Source organism: Oscillibacter valericigenes (assembly GCF_021531435.1).
In the GTDB taxonomy this organism is placed as follows: domain Bacteria; phylum Bacillota; class Clostridia; order Oscillospirales; family Oscillospiraceae; genus Oscillibacter; species Oscillibacter valericigenes_B.
Genome location: NZ_JAFBIS010000007.1, coordinates 47,129 through 64,318 on the forward strand (window position 1 = coordinate 47,129; position 17,190 = coordinate 64,318).

A 17,190-nucleotide genomic window follows, 5' to 3' on the forward strand; every position below is an offset into this window, starting at 1 on the left:
TTTCTCTCCCCTTTATCAGGTTGAAGTTTGCCGGGGTCAGCCGCTTCGACGGCAGTTTCGCTTCAGGGAATCCAGGGTCAGGGTCTCAAAGCCCTCGGCCTTGCCCTTGAGCTTGATGGAGCCGCCGAGGGAGGTGGTCTCCGCCCGGTCGCCCAGGGCGTCCGCCACGGCCCGGGAGATGAGCACCTTGCCGCCGGGGGCGTTGGCCTCCAGCCGGGCGGAGGTGTTCACCGTGTCGCCGATGGCAGTGTAGTCCATCCGCTGGGGGGCGCCGATGTTGCCCACGACCGCGGGGCCCACATGGACGCCCACGCCGAAGCTGACAGTGCGGCCGTACTTGGCCTCCAGCTCCTCGCCCAGGGCCTTAGAGCCCTCCACCATGTCCATGGCGGCGCAGCAGGCCAAATAGACTGCGTCCTCCTGGGGCAGGGGGGCGTTCCAGAAGGCCATGGTGCAGTCACCCACGAACTTGTCCAGCGTGCCGTGGTAGCGCATGATACACTCGGTGGTCAGGGTCAGGTAGCGGTTCAGAATTTCCACGATGGTTGTGGGAGGCAGGGCCTCGCTCATGGTGGTGAAGCCCCGGATGTCCACGAACAGCACCGCGATGTCAAACATCTTGCCACCCAGGTCCTCGGCGGAGCCGCCCTGGACCAGCAGTTCTTTCAGAATGGCCGGGTCCACATAGCGGCCGAAGGTGTCCGTGACACGGCGCTTTTCCTTTTGGGCCCGAATGTAGTTGACCGCCACGGAGCCAATGAACAGCACCGTCACCGCCAGGGGCACCCACAGCACATGGAGCACCCAGCCCGCCCGGTACAGTGCCGCGCACAGGCCCACCCATCCGGCGGACACCGCCAGCCAACCCAGCAGGGCGGGGCCGACCCGCCGGTCGTGGAACCAGATGAGCGCCAGGGCGCTGATGAGGAACAGCAGCGCCAGCTGGAGCGCCCGGGAGACCTCCCGGGGCAGGAAACCGGAGCGGTAGGCGTCGATCTGATTGGCCTGAATTTCAATGCCGTACATGGGGGCGGCGTGGTCGATGGCCGTGCGGTACTCGTCCTGGAGCCCGGCGGCGTAGGGGCCGATGAGCACGATCTTCCCCGCGAAGTAAGACGGGTCCACCGCGCCGTCCAGCACGTCCAGGAAGGACACGCCGTCGTAGTAGCCGCCGGGGGCGGTGGAGTAGGGCAGGTAGAAGAAGCCGTCCTCCGTCTCCGGCAGGGACGTCACGTCCAGCTCGTGGTACGTGGCGTAGCGCTCGTAAATGGTGCGGGCAAAGGAGTTCACCCGCTCCCCCGCCGGGGTGTCCACGTAGAGCAGGGCGTGGCGGATGATGCCGTCGTTGTCCGCCATGGCATTGATGTGGCCGGTGTCCGTGACGGCTGCCAGGGCGTCAAAGGGCTCGTCCCAGGCCAGCACCGCCCGGGTGTCCATGTAGAAGCCGTCGGTGCCCTCCACCAGACCACTGCCGAAGGTAGCAGCGGCGGCGGTGACCACGTTGCCGCCCGCCTCGGCGGCGTCGGCCAGGGCCGCGTCGCCGTCAGGGTCGGCGCTCTCACCCACATACAGCACGTCGATGCCGATGACGGCGGGGGCCTGCTCCGGGTCGGCGTTCAGGTAATTGATGGCGTCCGCCATGTAGGAGCGGGGCCAGGGCATGGGGCCCAGGGCGTCCAGCGCCCGCTGGTCCATGCCGATGACCACGATCTCACCGTCAGACGCGGCGGGGCGCTGGTACAGCGCGTCACTCACCGCGCCATCCGGGCTGTCCAGCAGCCCGAACCCGGCCACGGCGGTAAACAGGGCGGCGACGGCAAGGGACGCCGCAAGGGTACGAATAGAGCGTTTCATAGGCGGGTACCTCAGTTAGCTGCCTGCAGAATGCTAATGAGCTTGCCGTATGCGTCCTCGACTTCTTCGATTATTGTATAGCCGGTCTCAACATTGGTTAGAAGGCTTTTGGAGGAAGCCTCCAGATGGCCGTTTCCGGAAAGGTGGAAAATGTCGGAAGCGATCCCTATCAGATCATTGGCAAACCGTACGGCATAAACATAGGAATCAGGCATGTCAGGCTCAACAGCGGTCGTGGCAACAGCGCCATCCGAGATATTCAGCACGCCGCCGTTCAGTTGTACACCATCGCCAATGGATTCGACTCGTCCACCGTTGATATTCAGTTCTCCGCCGCTTATGATAATGGCAGTTCCGAGTTTCTTTGTCTCAACAGAGCAGTTTTCCAACGTGACTGTGCCGTTGGAGGAGATAGCCGCACCAATACCCATATTGCTAATGGATACGCCGCCTGTTACGGTAAGTTTCGCGCCCTGTTCCACGGTGACCACACTGCTGCCGGAGCCGGAGATCCTGGTTTGAATGCTTATGCTGTCCGTGATGGTCAAGGAGGCTCCTTCGCCTACGGTGAGCACCGGGTCTGTCAGGGTCTTAGGCGCATCGTAATAATGCCCCGACAGGTCCAGCGTTACATTCTTACCGCCGGAGGTGAGCTGTTTCGTGCAATCAGCCATCAGCTGTATGGTGGTGTTGTCGCTCCATGGCATAGTGCTGTCGCCCGCCGGGCCGATATACGTTACGGTTTTTGAGGTATTATCCATCACGGCAACTGTCGACACGGAATCGCTCATCAATTTTCCGTGGTTGATCAAGGTCAGAGGTGCCTGGGACTCCGGGGCGACAGACACTGTGCCATTCTTGAGTGCAAGCGTGCCGTAATTGACCAGGGTTCCCGGGCCGGAGAGAACGTTGTAAAGATTTACGGTTGTTCCCGCCGGTATGATGACCGTCTTGCCCTTCGGGATCGTAAGCGCTTGATTTATCAGAATACTCGTTTCAGGAGAATAAAGCGTAACGAAATCCGAGGTTTGGAAAGCACTCTCCAGGGCATCGGTGCTGGGTATCCTCCGGGAGAGCACATACCAGTCTCCGTTCTGTGCCTCAACATAGCCCTCCGGCAGTGCGGAACAAACGTTATTAGCCGTTTTGGCCTGCACCGTACCGCCGGTGTAGGTGAAGGGGCCGGACACGGCATAACCGGAAGGCTTTTCTGCCGTCAGCGTGACCGTGCCGCCGTTTATGGCCAGCGTGCCTTGACCCGTCACTGCAATAGCATCGTAACCGGTGCTATTGCTGGTAACCGCGCCGCCGTTTACCGTCACCTTGCCGCTACTCATTATATAAATACCATCGCCGCTGGCGCTGGTGACCGTGCCGCCCGAAATGATAACAGTTCCATCAACAGTATCGCTATCACTGGCAGCACTGCTATACACATTCATGCCGCTGCCGCTGACACTGGAAACCGTGCCGCCGGTCATGGTCAACGTGCCGCCGGATATACTCGCACCTTGGCCAATTTCGGAGGAAACTGTGCCGCCGGAGATTTCGACAGTTCCGCCTGTCATCTCAATACCGGCGCCGCCGGAGGTGGTGACCGTGCCTTTTTTCATATTCAATGTGCCGCCGGACACCAAAATACCGGCTGTATTGCTGGTAACCGCGCCGTCGGAGAAGTTGAGCGTTCCAGCCGCCAACTCAATGCCGTTGCCGCCGGAACTGGTAACCGTGCTGCCGGAGATTTCGGCAGTCCCGCCGCCCACTTTAAGGCCGCATCCCTTGGAACCAGCGGCGGTGCCGCCGTTCAGCGTCAGCTTTCCACTGCTGTAAATGGCATAACCATCCGAAACAGTCACGCTGCAGTCTGTCAGATCCATCGTGCCTGTATTGTACAGTTGGCAGGCAGCAGACACGTCCAGCATCGTGAGAGTTCCGTCATTGCTCAAGCCGGCGGCGGTCAGCGTGGTGGCGGTAAGCCCGCTTCCCGCACCGCCCCGAACCTTCAGTTCGCCCGCAATGGTCAGCGTACTGCTCAGGTCAGCGGTATGGCCGTTCAGGTCCAGCACCGCGCCGGAAGCGGAGACAGTGCCGCCGCTCAGCGTGCCGCTGGACGCGCCCAACAGGGTCACGGTGGCGCCGGTGTACCAGCCCGACATCTGCGAGGCAGACCCCAGGTAATACACGGTGCCGTCAGTGCTCTTTGACAGGGCGTAGAGCTGGTCGGTGCGTCCTTCGGTATAGGTGCCGGTGCAGGTAAACGCTCCCGCGCCGTCCACGGAGAAGTTTCCGGCGTTGGTCAGGCTTCCGGCATTGGCAATACTTCCGTTGTTGGTAACAGTACTGTTCGCCGCCACCGAAATGCTGCCGCTCTGGCTGTTATTCAGCGTGCCGCCCGCCTGGATGTCCAGCAGGCCGAGAGCGGCTGTGCCGCCAACCTGGATCGTACCGTTGTTGGTCAGAGTGCCCGCCACATGGAGGCTGTTGGCGCTGGTGATCGTGATGGTGCCGCTGTTTTCGGCGGTTCCGGTGATATTCGCGGTACCCGCCACATCGAGGGTGCCGCTGTTGGTCAGCGTGCCCGCCACGTCCAGAGTCTGGCCGCTTCCCACGGTGAAGGTGCCGGACCGGATGTCCAGCGTCTGGCCGCTGGACACGGTATAGCTCTCGGTACTCAGGTCATTGGCCCCCGCGTTCGTCACAGTCACGTTGGTCACACCGGGCGTCTCCAGCGCGGCTTTCAGCGCGGCGGCCGTAGGGCCGTCCAGATCCATATCGGACGGCGTCGGGTCAGGAGTGGGAGTGGGGTCCGGCTGAGGCGGCACAGAGGGCGCATCATCGTCGTCATCGTCCTCCGCCGTGTTCTGGAATACCTGATCCACTTCATCGGCCGCGATATTGTTCAGATCCTTCTGGATCTTTTGATCCGCCGCGTTGGCGGACGCCTGCTCATTTTTCAGGCGAGCCCCGGCGTTCCCGATGATCGCCGGGATGGAGAGCCGAGACTTTGCTGCAATTTTCTGCTGCAAAGCAGGGTCCTTTTCCACCTCAACGGCCACAAAGCCGGGAACCTGCTTCTCCTGCAAGTTCGTTACGGTCAGCGACATCTGCCTGCCGGCCTGGGCAAGCCCCTTCAGGGTCGCCGTGGCGGTCTGGCCGCTGGTGATGGTCGCCTGCCGCATTTGCCCGGTAGCGGGCTCCGAGCTGGTGACCGTCAGCGTGCCCTCCAGCAAATGGACGCGGGAGGTGAAACGGTCTATCACAACCACCCAGCCGCTGGTACCCCGCACGCCGGTGACCATGGTGGAGGTGCGGATGTTCAGGCTCTCGTCCTTATCCACGGGAGCGGTGACATTGAAAAACAGGCTGCCGGAGACAGCGTTCAGCTCCAGCTTTTTGCCGGACTTCCGCACCTCGGCCTTGCTGGAGGCGTCCAGCTTCACGGCCTTGGTGCTGTCCAGGCTCACATAGGCATAGCTGTTTTTCTCCGTGGCGATGGTATAGCCGCTGTACAGCCGCATTCCGTCGGTGACCGTCACGCTCTTTCCGGAGGCGTTGCTCACCTTGACGGTGCCCTCCGCCTTCTCCAGGCGCAGCGTGGCAGCTGCGGCGGTCTCCGCGGCCGCCGCCGGGAGCGCCATGCTCCACAAAAGCAGCAGGGCCATCAGGATCGATAGCGTCTTTTTCATGTTGTCTCCTCCCATGCCTGGCTCTCTTCAAACAGGGCCAAAATGGTTTCATCCAAGCTTCCCTCCCGCACCATGCTGTGCAGGATGGCGAGGGCCTTTTCCACCGGCATCGGCGGCTTGTAGGGCCGGTCCCGGGCGGTCAGCGCGTCAAACACATCCAGGATGGTCAGCAGCCGCACCTCCCGGGGCAGGGACTCCGCCGTCCGGTGGTCCGGGTAGCCCGTGCCGTTGAGCAGCTCATGGTGGGCGGCGGCCCACTCCGGCACCTGGGCGTACTGCCGGGGAAACACCACCTGCTCCAGGATGCGGGCGGTGGCGGTGACGTGGCTCTCCATCACGCCCCGCTCGGCGGCGGTGAGCGTTCCCTTGCGGACAGTCAGGCAGACGCGCTCGGTCTCCGTCAGCCAGGGGCGGACTTCGCCGTTTTCGTCGGTGTAGGTCCGCTTTGCGATCTCCTCTACCCGGGCAAGGTTCTCGTCTGGCATAAAGCCGGCGGTATTGGCCTTGCGGATAAATTCCAGGGCCTCTTCCCGCTCTGCTGTTCTGGCGGAAAACGCCTCCTCATCCAGGCGCCCTTTCAGCATGGCGATGCGGTCCAGCAGGGCCATGGCCGCAAAGCGGCTTTCCACCCGCTCCAGCGCGGGGCCAAGACGGGTGGATTTGTCCATGACCTCCAGCGGGACCACCAGCTTGCCCACGTCGTGCAGCCACACGCTCAGCAGGAAGGCACGGCGGCGGTCGGCGTCAAAGCTCCAGTCGTTTCCGGTGCGCTCCAGCCAGTCCAGAAAGCGGGCGGCGTACTTCACCATGTTGCGGGTGTGGTTGGCGTTATACGGCGTGCGCTGGTCAATGGCCGTGGAAAGCGCACCCACCAGGGAGTCCAGCAGCCCGGTGACCTGCTCGGCGTACTGCATATTCGTCAGGCTGATGGCGGCCTGGGAAGCCAAGGCTGTCACCAGCGGCTCCATGTCGGAGGTAAAGTCGGTGGGCTTTCCATCCTCTGTCAGCGCGTTGATGAGCTGCAGCACGCCGATGAGCTCGCCCCGGTCATTGGTCAGGGGCACCACCAGCATAGAGCGGGTGCAGTAGCCGGTCATGGCGTCGTACCGGCGGGCGCCGGAGAAATCAAATTCCTGGTCCTGATGGACGTCCGGCACGTTGATGAGCCGGTCCTCCAGCACCGCCCTGGCGCAGACGTGGGACGGCTTCAGCGGCACCGGCGGCAGCGTGATGGGATCGTCGTGTCCCCCCTGCCGCAGGCCGAAGGAGCGGGTCACCATGCGGCAGAAATGGAGGCCGTCCTCCTCCAGCAGGTACAGTGTACCGCCGTCGCAGGCGGTCAGGTCCATCGCCGCGTCCAGAATCCGGGAGAGCAGGGCTTCCCGGTCCCGCTCCGCGGACAGGGCGGCGCAGATGTCCAGAAGGGTCTGCATATGCTGTGTGGTCATAAGAGGACCTCCTCTCCGGCGCGGGCAAACGCGCAGTCTGGGTGGATGCGGCGCAGCTCCTCCGCCGCCGCGTCCAGTTGGCAGTCCGTGTGGGCAGGGTCGTGATGGATCACCAGGACCCGTTTCGCGCCGCAGTCCCGGCCCAGCCGGGCGGCGGCGGTCCATGTGTTGTGGCCGAAACCGGCCCGGGTGGGCCACTCATCGTCACTGTACTGCCCGTCGACCAGGAGCAGGTCGCAGTCCCGGGCAAACTCCTTCAGCGCGGGCAGCAGGCTGTCTGTGATGGTGCAGTCCGTGACAAACACCACCCGCCGTCCTCCGCCGGTCAGCCGCAGCAGCGACACGCCGCCGGGGTGGACGCCCTCCATGCTCTCCACCGTGACAGGCCCCAGTTCCAGCCGGGGCGGCAGGTCGTGAAAGGCCGGCGGAAAGGGCAGTTGATGCGGTCCCACGGGCCACAGGGGCGGAGACAGCAGCGCCCGCACCTGGCCTTCCGCGTCCAGTCCATGACGCCGGGCGGCATAGATGTCCACCCGAAATCCCGGCTGGAGCAAAAGCGGACACAGGGGCAGGCCCAGCAGGTGATCCGCGTGGGGATGGCTCAGCAGCAGGGGGATCCGGCGCTCTTCGTCCTCCAGCAGACGCGGCAGCTCCAGCAGGCCGGTGCCAGCGTCCAGCACCACGGCCTGCCCCGCCAGCCGGGCCAAAACGCAGACGGTGGCGCCGCCGTAACCCATAAAATCCGGGCCGCTGACGGGAACGGAGCCTCTGGCTCCCAGGACCGTGACCGACGCGCCGTTCTTCATTTTCCCATCATCCTTCCGTTCAGGGCAGGGATTTGCTCAGATTCCCCCATTTTTTATCACATCATATCATAAATCAGTCATACTTGCAATTATTTTAGACAAACCATACCATTTTAGGCCAAATTTTTCATACAGAAGCGCCTTCTGCTCATAAGGATTTCTTTTCCGGAAAGGTGCTTTCCTTTCCACGGCCTGTGTGGTATAGTACTCTGTGCCGGAAAACGCTTTCACAGCGGGCCGCATGTCGATCCGAAAGCGTCATCCACGGCGTATTTTCCTGTTTGTAAGAAAGGCGGCCGGCATGGATATGAAACGCCCGTTGTTGTTTGCGCACCGCGGTTTTTCCGGTGAATACCCGGAAAACAGTCCCCTGGCTTTTCAAATGGCGGTGGAAAAGACCTGTGCGGATGGCATTGAAAGCGACGTCCACATTTCAAAAGACGGAAAACTGGTCATTTTCCACGATGCCTCCGTGGAGCGCACCTCCAACGGCACCGGCTTTATCAAGGACATGACCTATGACGAGCTGCTGGCGCTGGACATCGGCGCGTGGAAGTCCCCGGCTTTCGCAGGGCAGCACATCTGGACCCTGGGCCAGCTTCTGGATTTCTGCAAAGAGACCCGCCTGCTTTTGAATCTGGAGCTGAAAAACTACGAGGTCTTTTACAGCGGGCTGGAGCAGCGGGTCATTGACGAGGTCCGCGCCCGGAACATGCAGGACCGGGTATTCGTATCCTCCTTCAACCACATCTCCATGCAGCGTTTCAAGGAGCTGTGCCCCGATATTGAGACCGGGCTCCTGTACGACAAGCCTCTTCTCGACATGGAGCATTACATCCGGCGTTCCAGCGCCGACAACATGCATCCCCGGTACATGCTCCTGCAGTACCAGCCGGAGCTGGTGGACTTGTTCCACAGCCGGGGCATGAAGGTGAACACCTGGACGGTCAACGACGCGGAGAACATGGCGGACATGATGCGGCGGGGCGTGGACTGCATCATCTCCAACCACCCGGACCTGCTGTGCCGCGTGGCGGACGAGGTCTGCGGCTGAAAAACAAACTGCCGGAGAGCAAGCTCTCCGGCAGTTTTTGTAATCATGCATGCAGGGCCATTTCCGGGTTCTCCTGGTCCAGCCAGGCCAGAAACTCCTCGAAGTTCTGAATGACCACGTCGGGCTTTTCCGCCTCCGCGATGGGGATGCCCTCGTCCTTCTGGGCGGTCAGGAAGGAGTAGATCTGCACCGCCTTGCCGAAACCGGCCCGCTTGGCGCCGATGATGTCCCGGGAGACGGTGTCGCCCACGTAGACGCAGTTCTCCGGCTTGCAGCGCATCTGCCGCATGGAGATGCGGAACAGCTCCGGGTGGGGCTTGCGGTAGCCGGTGATGCTGGAGACGGTGACGTCCTCCATGTAGTCCCGGATGCCGTACTGCTCCAGCACGTTGAACACGTTGTAGAGGGAGGCGTTGTTGGAGATGACGCCGATGCGGTAGCCCCGGGCTTTCAGGCCGTCCAGCATCTCCTTGACGCCGGGGCGCAGCTCCCGGTGGTAGTAGGTGACCTCCCAGAGGTTGGCCAGCTCCTCGGTGATGGGCAGCAGCTTTTCACGGTCAAAGCCAAAGGACTTCAGGTAGTACTCCGGCCAGATCTCCTCCGGCTTGGCCTCCAGCATGTTGCCCTCGCTCCAGCGCTTATATTCCTTGAGGCCGGCCAGCACCCGCTCCCGGAATTCCTGATCCGTGCAGCCGGGCTCCAGGCCGTTGCCCCGCAGGGTCTCCCGCAGCTTTTTCATCACGTCGGCGGTGGTCTCCTCGTTGTACCAGATGTCCTCCAGCGTACCGCCCATATCGAACAGGACTGTATTCAGCATCGCATGATCTCCTATCTGTCTGTTATTTCGAGAGGGTGCAGGATGCCCACACGGCATTGTGGTCGGAGAGCTCCCGGCCGCCGAATGCCTCCAGCGCGGAACCGGGAACGGCGAAGGGCCAGACCTCCCGGCAGGTGGAAATGGTGCGGCTGTCCGTGGGCTCCAGATCCCGCAGCAGCAGCCAGTCCAGGCGGAGGTCCAGGTGTCCGCCGCCGGGCAGGGGCTTGCGGCGGGTGAGGATCGGCTGGTCCGGCATGGCCTTGTAGCCGGCCTTTTCCGCGGCGCCGAGGCAGCCCTCCCAGGTGGCCACGTCCTCCAGGCAGCGGCGCTGCAGCGCGGGGCTGCCCGCGATCTCCTGGATGGCGTCCTTGTCCCGGCCGTCGAAGGTGTTGGTGTTCAGGTCACCGCCCAGCGCCACCGGCATTCCGGGGAACATCTCGTCGGCGGCCTTCAGGATGGTCTCCAGCTGCTCCTGGCGGCCGGGGCCGTGGGTGCGGTTCTCCAGGTGGATCGTGCCCACGCCCACACTTTTGCCGTTCACGTCCAGCTCCGCCAGGATAGCCAGGCGGCCACCGATGCGGCGCTGGCGGTCAAAGTACCAGTTGTACTCCTCCGGCAGGCGGACGACCTGCGCCCGCTTGATGGGCCAGCGGGAGAAGATGGCGTTGCCGTGGAAGCCCTTGGCGTCCTGGCCGTTCACCAGCTCGATGAACTCCAGGCCGAACACGTAGTTCATGCCCAGCCGCTCCGCCAGCTCCTTCGTGGTGTCCTTCTGGCCGGAGCGGACGCAGCCGTCGTCCAGCTCATTAGCCAGGATGACATCGTAAGGCATTGCCTCCGGGCAGGTCTCCAGAAAGTCGCCCAGCTCCGCCAGGTGGACGCCCCGCTCCATGTTGAATACCAGCAGGCCTAGGGAGTCCGGGGCCTGCGCCGGGGTGGGAGCGATATTGTGGATCTCCGCCTGGGAGAACTGAGAAATTTGCGCCATGACCTCCGCCTGGGAGGTATGCTCCAGCAGCGCGCCCAGGCGCTGCCGCTCTTCATTGGGAAGTCCGTTCATAGGAACCCTCCTTATGGATAGGATAGATTTTTCGCGCAGGTGGAGCGGATGATAAGCTCCGGCTCCAGCAGGTCCACGGTGTTGGCCCTGGAGCCGCCGATCTTCTCCAGCAGCCGTTCCACCGCAATGCGGCTCTGCTGGAACTTGTGCTGGGAGACCGTGGTGAGGTGGATCCGGGAAAGGGCCGTGAACGCAATGTTATCATAGCCCACCAAGGACACATCCTCCGGAACACGGACGCCCCGCTCTTCCGCCGCCTCTAAAACCTTCAGGGCGGTCATGTCGGAAAAGGCAAAAATGGCGTCCGGCAGGGGGCCCTTCAAAAGCTCGGAGGCAGCCTCGTAGCTCCACTGGCGCATCAGCGTCACATTGGGCGGGGCCGGCAGCTCCCGGCCCTCCAGTCCGGCCTCCTTCAACGCCCTGTGAAAGCCCCGCAGGCGCAGTTCCCGGGTGCGGGACGTGGGGCGGCCGCCCAGGAACAAGATGTCCCGGTGGCCCAGTTGGATCAGATAGCGGGCGGCCAGGTAGGCGCCGGCCTCGTTGTCCGCCATGACGTAGCTGCAGTTTTCGCCGTGGTTCACCCCCAGGTAAACGCAGGGGAGATTCCCCAGAATGTCCCGGTGGCGGGCCTGGGTCTGGGGGGAGATGGGAGAGATCAGCACGCCGTCCACCTGGCGGGCCGTAAAGTTCTCAATAGCCCGCAGCTCCTGCTCCGGCTTCCGGAGGGAATTGCTCAGAAACACCCGGTAGCCGTGGGCGGCGGCAGTCTGTTCAATGGCGGTGGCCATGCCGGAAAAATAGGGGTTGGAAATATCGGGCACCACTAGGCCGATGGTATGGGTGGCCTGCCCCACCAGGCCCCTGGCCGCGGCGTTGGGCACATAGCCCAATTCGGCGCAGGCGGCGCGGACGCTCTCCTTCGTCTCCGTGCTGATCTCGGGCCGGTCATCCAGGGCGCGGGAGACGGTAGCGGCACTGACCCCCGCCAGGGCCGCCACATCTTTAATCGTCGCCCGTTTCTTCATCGTCATCGTCCTCGTAAAACAGCATGGCTTCCTCCTGGGCGGAGCGGGAGACCGCGGGGCTGCGGTCGGCCTGGGGACCGAACAGGGCGTCGCCGGAGGGCTCCGGCGCCTGGGAAGGAGCGGGTTTTGGAGGCTGGGAAGGCTTGGACTGGGCGGACTTTTTGGCAGCCTCCTTCGCCACTGCCTCCTGCAGTTCTTCCGCAATGGTCTTTCTATGGTTCAGCGCAGGATTGTCGCGCTTCATTTTCAAGTAAATGGGCCACGTCACGGCATTGCCCACCAGAACGGGGGCCAGGCCGTAGATCGTGATGAGGTACAGCATCAGGGAACGGGCGTCGCCCTCCAGCAGGATAGCGGCGGCATAAAACATGCCCAGGACCACCGCCAGGCCGAAAAAGCCGTAAGGGGCCACCCGCTTGTCCTTCAGCAGGAACAGCAGGCAGCAGACCGCCGTGCCGATCACGGCGATGATCACGGTGTGGCACACAGTGGTGGCAGTGGGGCTGCCCAGGGAAACGGCATGGTACAGCGGCTCCGCCAGGAGCGCGTACAGCACGCCGAAAATGACGGCATACAGCAAGGCCGCGCCGAAGGCGGCCAGGGCAATGGGACTTTTTCTGCGGTTAAAGCGGTCGATAAAAAAACTCATAGCAGGCTCCTTGTAAGCGGAGGGTTTCTTCGGTAACAAGGGAGGGAAAGCGGCCAGTCAACAGGATAAGCGGCGGGCGGGGATCCGCCCGCCGCTTATTGGTGGATGAATCAGTCAGCCGACAGGAGATCAGCCGAGCATCTGCCAGAAGTCGCGCACGGTATTGTAGTTCACGTAGATCTCGTTGGCATCGAAGGGAGCCACATTGATCTCGGAATAATCGACGGAGCCTTCAGCGGGCTCGATGTCGTCACGGACAGGCCAGCCGCCCAGGGTGTTGAAGGGCTTGTAGCCGGAGGTGTCGCCGTCGATGCCGCCCATCATGAAGCGGACCAGCAGCTTGGCGGCGGCGGGATGGGGCGTGCCTTCCACGATGTACAGGGTGTTGACGGCGGGGATGCCGGTGTCGGGCTCCAGGTTCACGGGAGCGAAGACCCAGCCGTTCTCCTCGGCCTTACGCAGCTTGGAGGAGGCGCAGAAGCCAACGGGAGGATCGGACTGGCCGGGAGTGCCGACAGCCTCGGCGATCTCGTCGGAGGAAGAGGTGAAGATGGGCTCGTTGGCGTGCAGGCGCTTCAGGAACTCATAGCCGGCGTTCTCGCAGCCGTCGGACAGGACCAGGTCCTCGCCGTAGCAGTTCTTGTAGGCCTCGGCCAGACGGTCGGGCTCCTCACCCACGCAGAAGCCGGTGATCCAGGAGCCCCAGGACAGGTTGTCCAGAGGATTCTGCATCATGATCTTGCCCTTCCACTGGGGCTCGGTCAGCTGCCAGATGTTGGTGATGGGAGAACCATCGGGATAAGCCTCGGTGTTGTAGAAGAGCTGGGTCAGCTCGATGTACAGGGGAGTGGCGGTAGCGGTATAGGAAGGATCAATGTGGTCGAAGATGTCGGCGGGCTGGAAGTTATAGAACTTGCCACCCTGGACGTACTCGTTGTACATGGAACCGTCCTGGTCCTTGATGTGGACCACGTCAGCGGTGGGGGCGCCGGCGTCATACTCGCGGGTGACCTTCTCCAGCAGCTCGTTGGTGGAGATGTCGAAGGGCACGCACTCGATGCCGGGGTACTTGGCCATGAAGGCGTCAGCGACCTTGGTGCAGCGAGAGGAGATGGAGTACAGGGTCACGGTGGCACCCTCCTCCAGGGCTTTCTGATACAGTTCTTCGTCGGTCTCGTCGGTGTTGTAGATGCCGGAGCTCTGCTCCCACTCGGTCAGGTCAGACTCAGCGGGCTTTTCGGCGGGCTGCTCGGTCTGGGCGGGGGTCTCGGCGGGGGCTTGCTCAGCTTTCTTGCCGCAGGCGGTCAGGCTGAAGAGCATGACCACGGCCATCAGCGCGGCCAGAGCGTTCTTGTGCTTGAACATTTCCTTTTCCTCCTTGATTTCTTCCTTTTTATTTCATGCGGCATCCGCCGCTAGGGCACGGATCAGACGCAGTACTTGATGAGGTTCTCTGTGGTAGAGTCGAAGACGTTGATCTTCTTGGGATTGAAGCCCAGGTAGACCTTCTCGTCGCTGCCGTAGTGGGTGGAGCCCAGCTCCTTGACGGTGAGCATATCGCCGCCCACCCGGACGGAGACCAGGGTCTCGGAGCCGGCGGGCATGCCGGAGTAGACATGGCCCTCAATGCGGTGCTCGTCGTCGGCGGTGCGGCTGATGGTCAGCTGCTCGGGCCGGATGCCCAGGGTCACGTCGAGCTTGCCGCTCTGGGGCGCTTCGGGCGTCATGTCCGCCCGGTCAAAGCTGACCTGTCCCACGGAGCTCTCCGTCACCATGCCGCCCGCGTCCACGGTGGCGGTGCCCTTGACGAAGTTGATGCTGGGGTTGCCGATGAAGTCCGCGGTGTACAGGTTCACGGGGTTGTCATACAGCTCCAGGGGCGGCGCTACCTGGACCAGCTCGCCCTTGCGGAACAGGGCAATGCGGGTGGACATGGTCAGGGCCTCCACCTGGTCGTGAGTGACGTAGATGATGGTGGTGCCGGTCTCATGGTGCAGCCGCTTCAGCTCGGCACGCATATCCACGCGGAGCTTGGCGTCCAGGTTGGAAAGAGGCTCGTCCAGCAGCAGCAGACGGGGCTCGGACACAATGGCGCGGGCGATGGCGACACGCTGCTGCTGGCCGCCGGAGAGCTCCGTGGGGTAGCGCTTGGCGTACTCGCCGATCTGCATCCGCTCCAGGGCGCTGGCGACCTTCTTGGCGATGACATCGCTGGACTCCTTGCGGATCTTCAACCCGAAGGCCACGTTGTCAAACACGGTCATGTGGGGCCACAGGGCGTAGGACTGGAACACCAGGTTCAGGTTACGCTTGCTGGGAGGCGCGAAGTAGGCCTCGGCGGCGTTGACGATCTCCTTGTCGTCCATGTGGATGAAGCCGTTCTGGGGCTTTTCCAGGCCGGAGACCACACGCAGGGTGGTGGTCTTGCCGCAGCCGGAGGGACCCAGCAGGGTCATGAAGTCGCCATCCTCGATGGTCAGGTTCAGGTTCTTCAGGACGTGGTTCTTGCCGTAGAATTTATCAATATTCGTCAGTACGATCTTGCTCATAATTGCTCTCCTTTCTGTTCTCAGCCGGCCATGCTCTTGGCCAGGTCAGCGTCTCCGAAGATATTCGCCAGCGCGTACACCAGGAACACGATGGAGAACATCACGATGGCCACGCAGTTAGATGCCTGGGGGCAGTTCTGATTCTGATACTGGAACGCCAGGTAGGGCAGCGTGGAGGTCTTGGGGGTCATGATCAGGATGATCAGGTCCAGTTCCTTCATAATGGAGACGAAGATCAGCATGAAGCCGGAGATGAAACCGCTCTTGGACAGCGGGAACACGATCTTGACGAAGCGCTTGAAGAAGCCGGCGCCTTCGATCATGGCGGCCTCCTCCAGCTCGCCGCTGATCTGCAGCATGTTGGAGGTGCCGGCGCGGGAGGCGAAGGGCAGGTGCTTCACCACGGAGGTCAGCGTCAGCAGGGCGAAGGTGCCGTACAGCGCCGGGACCAGGGTCACGCCAAACAGGGTCTGGGGCTTGGAGAACATGGAGAGGTAGATGCCGCCGAAGGCCACGGAGGGGATCAGGTAGGGGATGAACACCAGCTGCTCCACCAGCTTGCCGTGGAACTTGCCGCGGCCCTTGGCGCAGATGTAGCCCAGCAGCTGGCCGAAGATGGTGCCGAACACGCCGTTGACAATGGTCAGCTTCAGGGAGTTCCACAGCGCCAGCTTGAAGTTGCTGTTCTTGAAGATGCCGGGAACGCCCTCCATGATGTTCGGGTCGCCCTCGCCGATCCAGTAGTACAGCGTGAAGTTATCCAGGGAGTACACGCCCTCTTTCAGCATGCAGCTCTCGACGATCAGGATGACCACCGGCATGATGATGCCGACGATGAAGAAGATGATCAGGATGAGGGTGATCAAAGGCTTCCATCCGCCCAGTCCGATGAGGGTGGAGCGGCCGCCCTTGCCGCCGATGGTGGCGTAGGACTTCCGGGAGCCGATGAGCTTCTGGTTGATGAACACGGACAGGGCGGCGATGCAGATCATCAGGATGGCCATGGCGAAGGCCGTCTGGGTGTTCTGGGACTTGGAGTTGGAGTACAGCTCACTGGACAGCGTCCGGAAGCTGACGGGAGAGCCCAGGTAATTGATGGTGCCGAAGGTACCGATGGCCTTGGAGAAGGTCAGGATGACGGCGGACAGCATGGAGGGCAGCACCAGGGGAAGGGTGATCTTCCGCAGGATGAGGCTCTTGCTGGCGCCCTGGATCTCGCCCATCTCCTCCAGCTCGGAGTTGATGGAGCCCAGCGCACCGGAGACCAGCAGGTACGTATAGGCGTAATAGTGCAGCGTCAGCACGATGATGATGGCGATGGGGCCGTAGGCAATGGGCGAGAGGATCGTTTCAATGGCCTCATTGGACATGCCCATGGAGGTCATGATCGACGCCACAAAGCCCGCCGAGCCGCCGACACGGGGCGTCTTGAACATACTGAGCCACGCCTGGGACTTCACCCAGGAGGGGATCATGTAGGGGATGATGACCGCCAGGGAGAAGAAGGGCTTGAAGGGCAGGTCGGAGCGGACCATCAGCCAGGCCAGAATGGAGCCCAGGGCAATGGCGCACACGGACACGCCGACGCCGATCTTCAAAGAGTTCACCAGGGGGACGATCAGCAGGTTTTTGGACAGCTCGCTGGCCAGCAGCCGCTGCCAGTAGTAGAACGTAAATTCACCGGCCACGCCGCCGGGAACCGCCCGCAGATCCCGCTGGGACAGTTGGAAGGTCGTGGACAGCATGTCCACCAGGGGGAAGATGATCAGGTAGGTCAGCAGGACGATGGCGATCAGTACGATCACATTGTAGGGGTTCGTGACCACAGCCTTGATCTGGTTCTTGAGACGCCTGGACCGGGAATAGCTTCGCTCATTTTGCTTCATTGCGTGAAGGCACCCTCTCTCTTTCCTGAGATTTCAAAGCAGAAAGCACGCCCACAGTTTCGCGGTTTTATGCAAACGTTTTCGGCTTTCTTGCTAATACCTTATCATTCCATGTAGAGAATTGTCAAGCGTTGTTTGCACTTTTCACATTAAATACTATATTAGCCCCTTCTTTTTGTGTTGTTTGCACAATATCTTCTTGTGTCTCTTTTTGTTATAATGGAAACCGAAAAAGGTTTCGTAAGTCCTTTTTGACCGGATTATTTTTTGATTTTAGTCAAAATTTTGAATCTTTTTTCAGTTTTAACGCATCAATTTCCCATTTCGTGGAGAGACAGCATCCTGGTTTGCTTTCA

The 17,190-nt window shown here is 61.9% G+C and carries 12 protein-coding genes; 1 reads left to right on the forward strand and 11 read right to left on the reverse strand.

Going from position 1 to position 17,190, the window contains the following annotated elements:
* Positions 1-36 precede the first annotated feature (36 nt).
* The 4 genes from JQM68_RS05495 to JQM68_RS05510 are packed head-to-tail and all read right to left on the reverse strand — an operon-like array spanning position 37 to position 7,794.
* The gene (locus tag JQM68_RS05495) at positions 37-1,854 is read right to left on the reverse strand and encodes a CHASE2 domain-containing protein (RefSeq protein ID WP_235221990.1); all 1,818 of its coding nucleotides are present in this window, start codon (positions 1,852-1,854) and stop codon (positions 37-39) included.
* A gap of 11 nt (positions 1,855-1,865) precedes the next feature.
* Entirely contained in the window at positions 1,866-5,540 is a 3,675-nt protein-coding gene (locus JQM68_RS05500) for a FecR domain-containing protein (protein WP_235221991.1), read from the reverse strand.
* On the reverse strand, positions 5,537-6,988 hold the full coding sequence (locus tag JQM68_RS05505) for a GAF and HD-GYP domain-containing protein (RefSeq protein ID WP_235221992.1): 1,452 nt from the start codon (positions 6,986-6,988) through the stop codon (positions 5,537-5,539). Before JQM68_RS05505 ends, JQM68_RS05500 begins: the two co-directional genes overlap by 4 nt.
* On the reverse strand, positions 6,985-7,794 hold the full coding sequence (locus JQM68_RS05510) for an MBL fold metallo-hydrolase (RefSeq protein WP_235221993.1): 810 nt from the start codon (positions 7,792-7,794) through the stop codon (positions 6,985-6,987). The genes JQM68_RS05505 and JQM68_RS05510 overlap by 4 nt, the downstream gene beginning before the upstream one ends.
* Positions 7,795-8,095: 301 nt before the next feature.
* Here JQM68_RS05510 and JQM68_RS05515 point away from each other — a divergent pair, with 301 nt between their 5' ends.
* On the forward strand, positions 8,096-8,848 hold the full coding sequence (locus tag JQM68_RS05515; protein WP_235221994.1) for a glycerophosphodiester phosphodiesterase: 753 nt from the start codon (positions 8,096-8,098) through the stop codon (positions 8,846-8,848).
* Positions 8,849-8,891: 43 nt separating this feature from the next.
* Here the strand turns inward: JQM68_RS05515 and JQM68_RS05520 are convergent, their stop codons facing one another.
* The 7 genes from JQM68_RS05520 to JQM68_RS05550 form a co-directional block, all read right to left on the reverse strand.
* Positions 8,892-9,665 carry an HAD family hydrolase gene (locus JQM68_RS05520; protein WP_235221995.1) on the reverse strand — a complete coding sequence of 258 codons (774 nt, stop codon included), beginning with the start codon at positions 9,663-9,665 and terminating at the stop codon, positions 8,892-8,894.
* Between the two features lie 22 nt (positions 9,666-9,687).
* Positions 9,688-10,725 carry an endonuclease/exonuclease/phosphatase family protein gene (locus JQM68_RS05525; protein ID WP_235221996.1) on the reverse strand — a complete coding sequence of 346 codons (1,038 nt, stop codon included), beginning with the start codon at positions 10,723-10,725 and terminating at the stop codon, positions 9,688-9,690.
* A gap of 11 nt (positions 10,726-10,736) precedes the next feature.
* Entirely contained in the window at positions 10,737-11,750 is a 1,014-nt protein-coding gene (locus JQM68_RS05530; RefSeq protein WP_235221997.1) for a LacI family DNA-binding transcriptional regulator, read from the reverse strand.
* Positions 11,728-12,399 carry a hypothetical protein gene (locus JQM68_RS05535; RefSeq protein WP_235221998.1) on the reverse strand — a complete coding sequence of 224 codons (672 nt, stop codon included), beginning with the start codon at positions 12,397-12,399 and terminating at the stop codon, positions 11,728-11,730. The genes JQM68_RS05530 and JQM68_RS05535 overlap by 23 nt, the downstream gene beginning before the upstream one ends.
* 129 nt (positions 12,400-12,528) lie before the next feature.
* Complete coding sequence (locus tag JQM68_RS05540) at positions 12,529-13,764, reverse strand: ABC transporter substrate-binding protein (protein ID WP_235221999.1); 1,236 nt, start codon at positions 13,762-13,764, stop codon at positions 12,529-12,531.
* A 62-nt stretch (positions 13,765-13,826) separates the two neighbouring features.
* Complete coding sequence (locus tag JQM68_RS05545) at positions 13,827-14,948, reverse strand: ABC transporter ATP-binding protein (RefSeq protein ID WP_235222000.1); 1,122 nt, start codon at positions 14,946-14,948, stop codon at positions 13,827-13,829.
* Positions 14,949-14,968: 20 nt separating this feature from the next.
* Positions 14,969-16,834 carry an ABC transporter permease gene (locus tag JQM68_RS05550; protein WP_235222001.1) on the reverse strand — a complete coding sequence of 622 codons (1,866 nt, stop codon included), beginning with the start codon at positions 16,832-16,834 and terminating at the stop codon, positions 14,969-14,971.
* Positions 16,835-17,190 lie beyond the last annotated feature (356 nt).

Excerpts from the sequence above, each read along its gene's own strand:
- JQM68_RS05495 (WP_235221990.1), bottom strand. The coding sequence starts at position 1,854 with ATGAAACGCTCTATTCGTACCCTTGCGGCGTCCCTTGCCGTCGCCGCC.
- JQM68_RS05500 (WP_235221991.1), bottom strand. The coding sequence starts at position 5,540 with ATGAAAAAGACGCTATCGATCCTGATGGCCCTGCTGCTTTTGTGGAGC.
- JQM68_RS05505 (WP_235221992.1), bottom strand. The coding sequence starts at position 6,988 with ATGACCACACAGCATATGCAGACCCTTCTGGACATCTGCGCCGCCCTG.
- JQM68_RS05510 (WP_235221993.1), bottom strand. The coding sequence starts at position 7,794 with ATGAAGAACGGCGCGTCGGTCACGGTCCTGGGAGCCAGAGGCTCCGTT.
- JQM68_RS05515 (WP_235221994.1), top strand. The coding sequence starts at position 8,096 with ATGGATATGAAACGCCCGTTGTTGTTTGCGCACCGCGGTTTTTCCGGT.
- JQM68_RS05520 (WP_235221995.1), bottom strand. The coding sequence starts at position 9,665 with ATGCTGAATACAGTCCTGTTCGATATGGGCGGTACGCTGGAGGACATC.
- JQM68_RS05525 (WP_235221996.1), bottom strand. The coding sequence starts at position 10,725 with ATGAACGGACTTCCCAATGAAGAGCGGCAGCGCCTGGGCGCGCTGCTG.
- JQM68_RS05530 (WP_235221997.1), bottom strand. The coding sequence starts at position 11,750 with ATGAAGAAACGGGCGACGATTAAAGATGTGGCGGCCCTGGCGGGGGTC.
- JQM68_RS05535 (WP_235221998.1), bottom strand. The coding sequence starts at position 12,399 with ATGAGTTTTTTTATCGACCGCTTTAACCGCAGAAAAAGTCCCATTGCC.
- JQM68_RS05540 (WP_235221999.1), bottom strand. The coding sequence starts at position 13,764 with ATGTTCAAGCACAAGAACGCTCTGGCCGCGCTGATGGCCGTGGTCATG.
- JQM68_RS05545 (WP_235222000.1), bottom strand. The coding sequence starts at position 14,948 with ATGAGCAAGATCGTACTGACGAATATTGATAAATTCTACGGCAAGAAC.
- JQM68_RS05550 (WP_235222001.1), bottom strand. The coding sequence starts at position 16,834 with ATGAAGCAAAATGAGCGAAGCTATTCCCGGTCCAGGCGTCTCAAGAAC.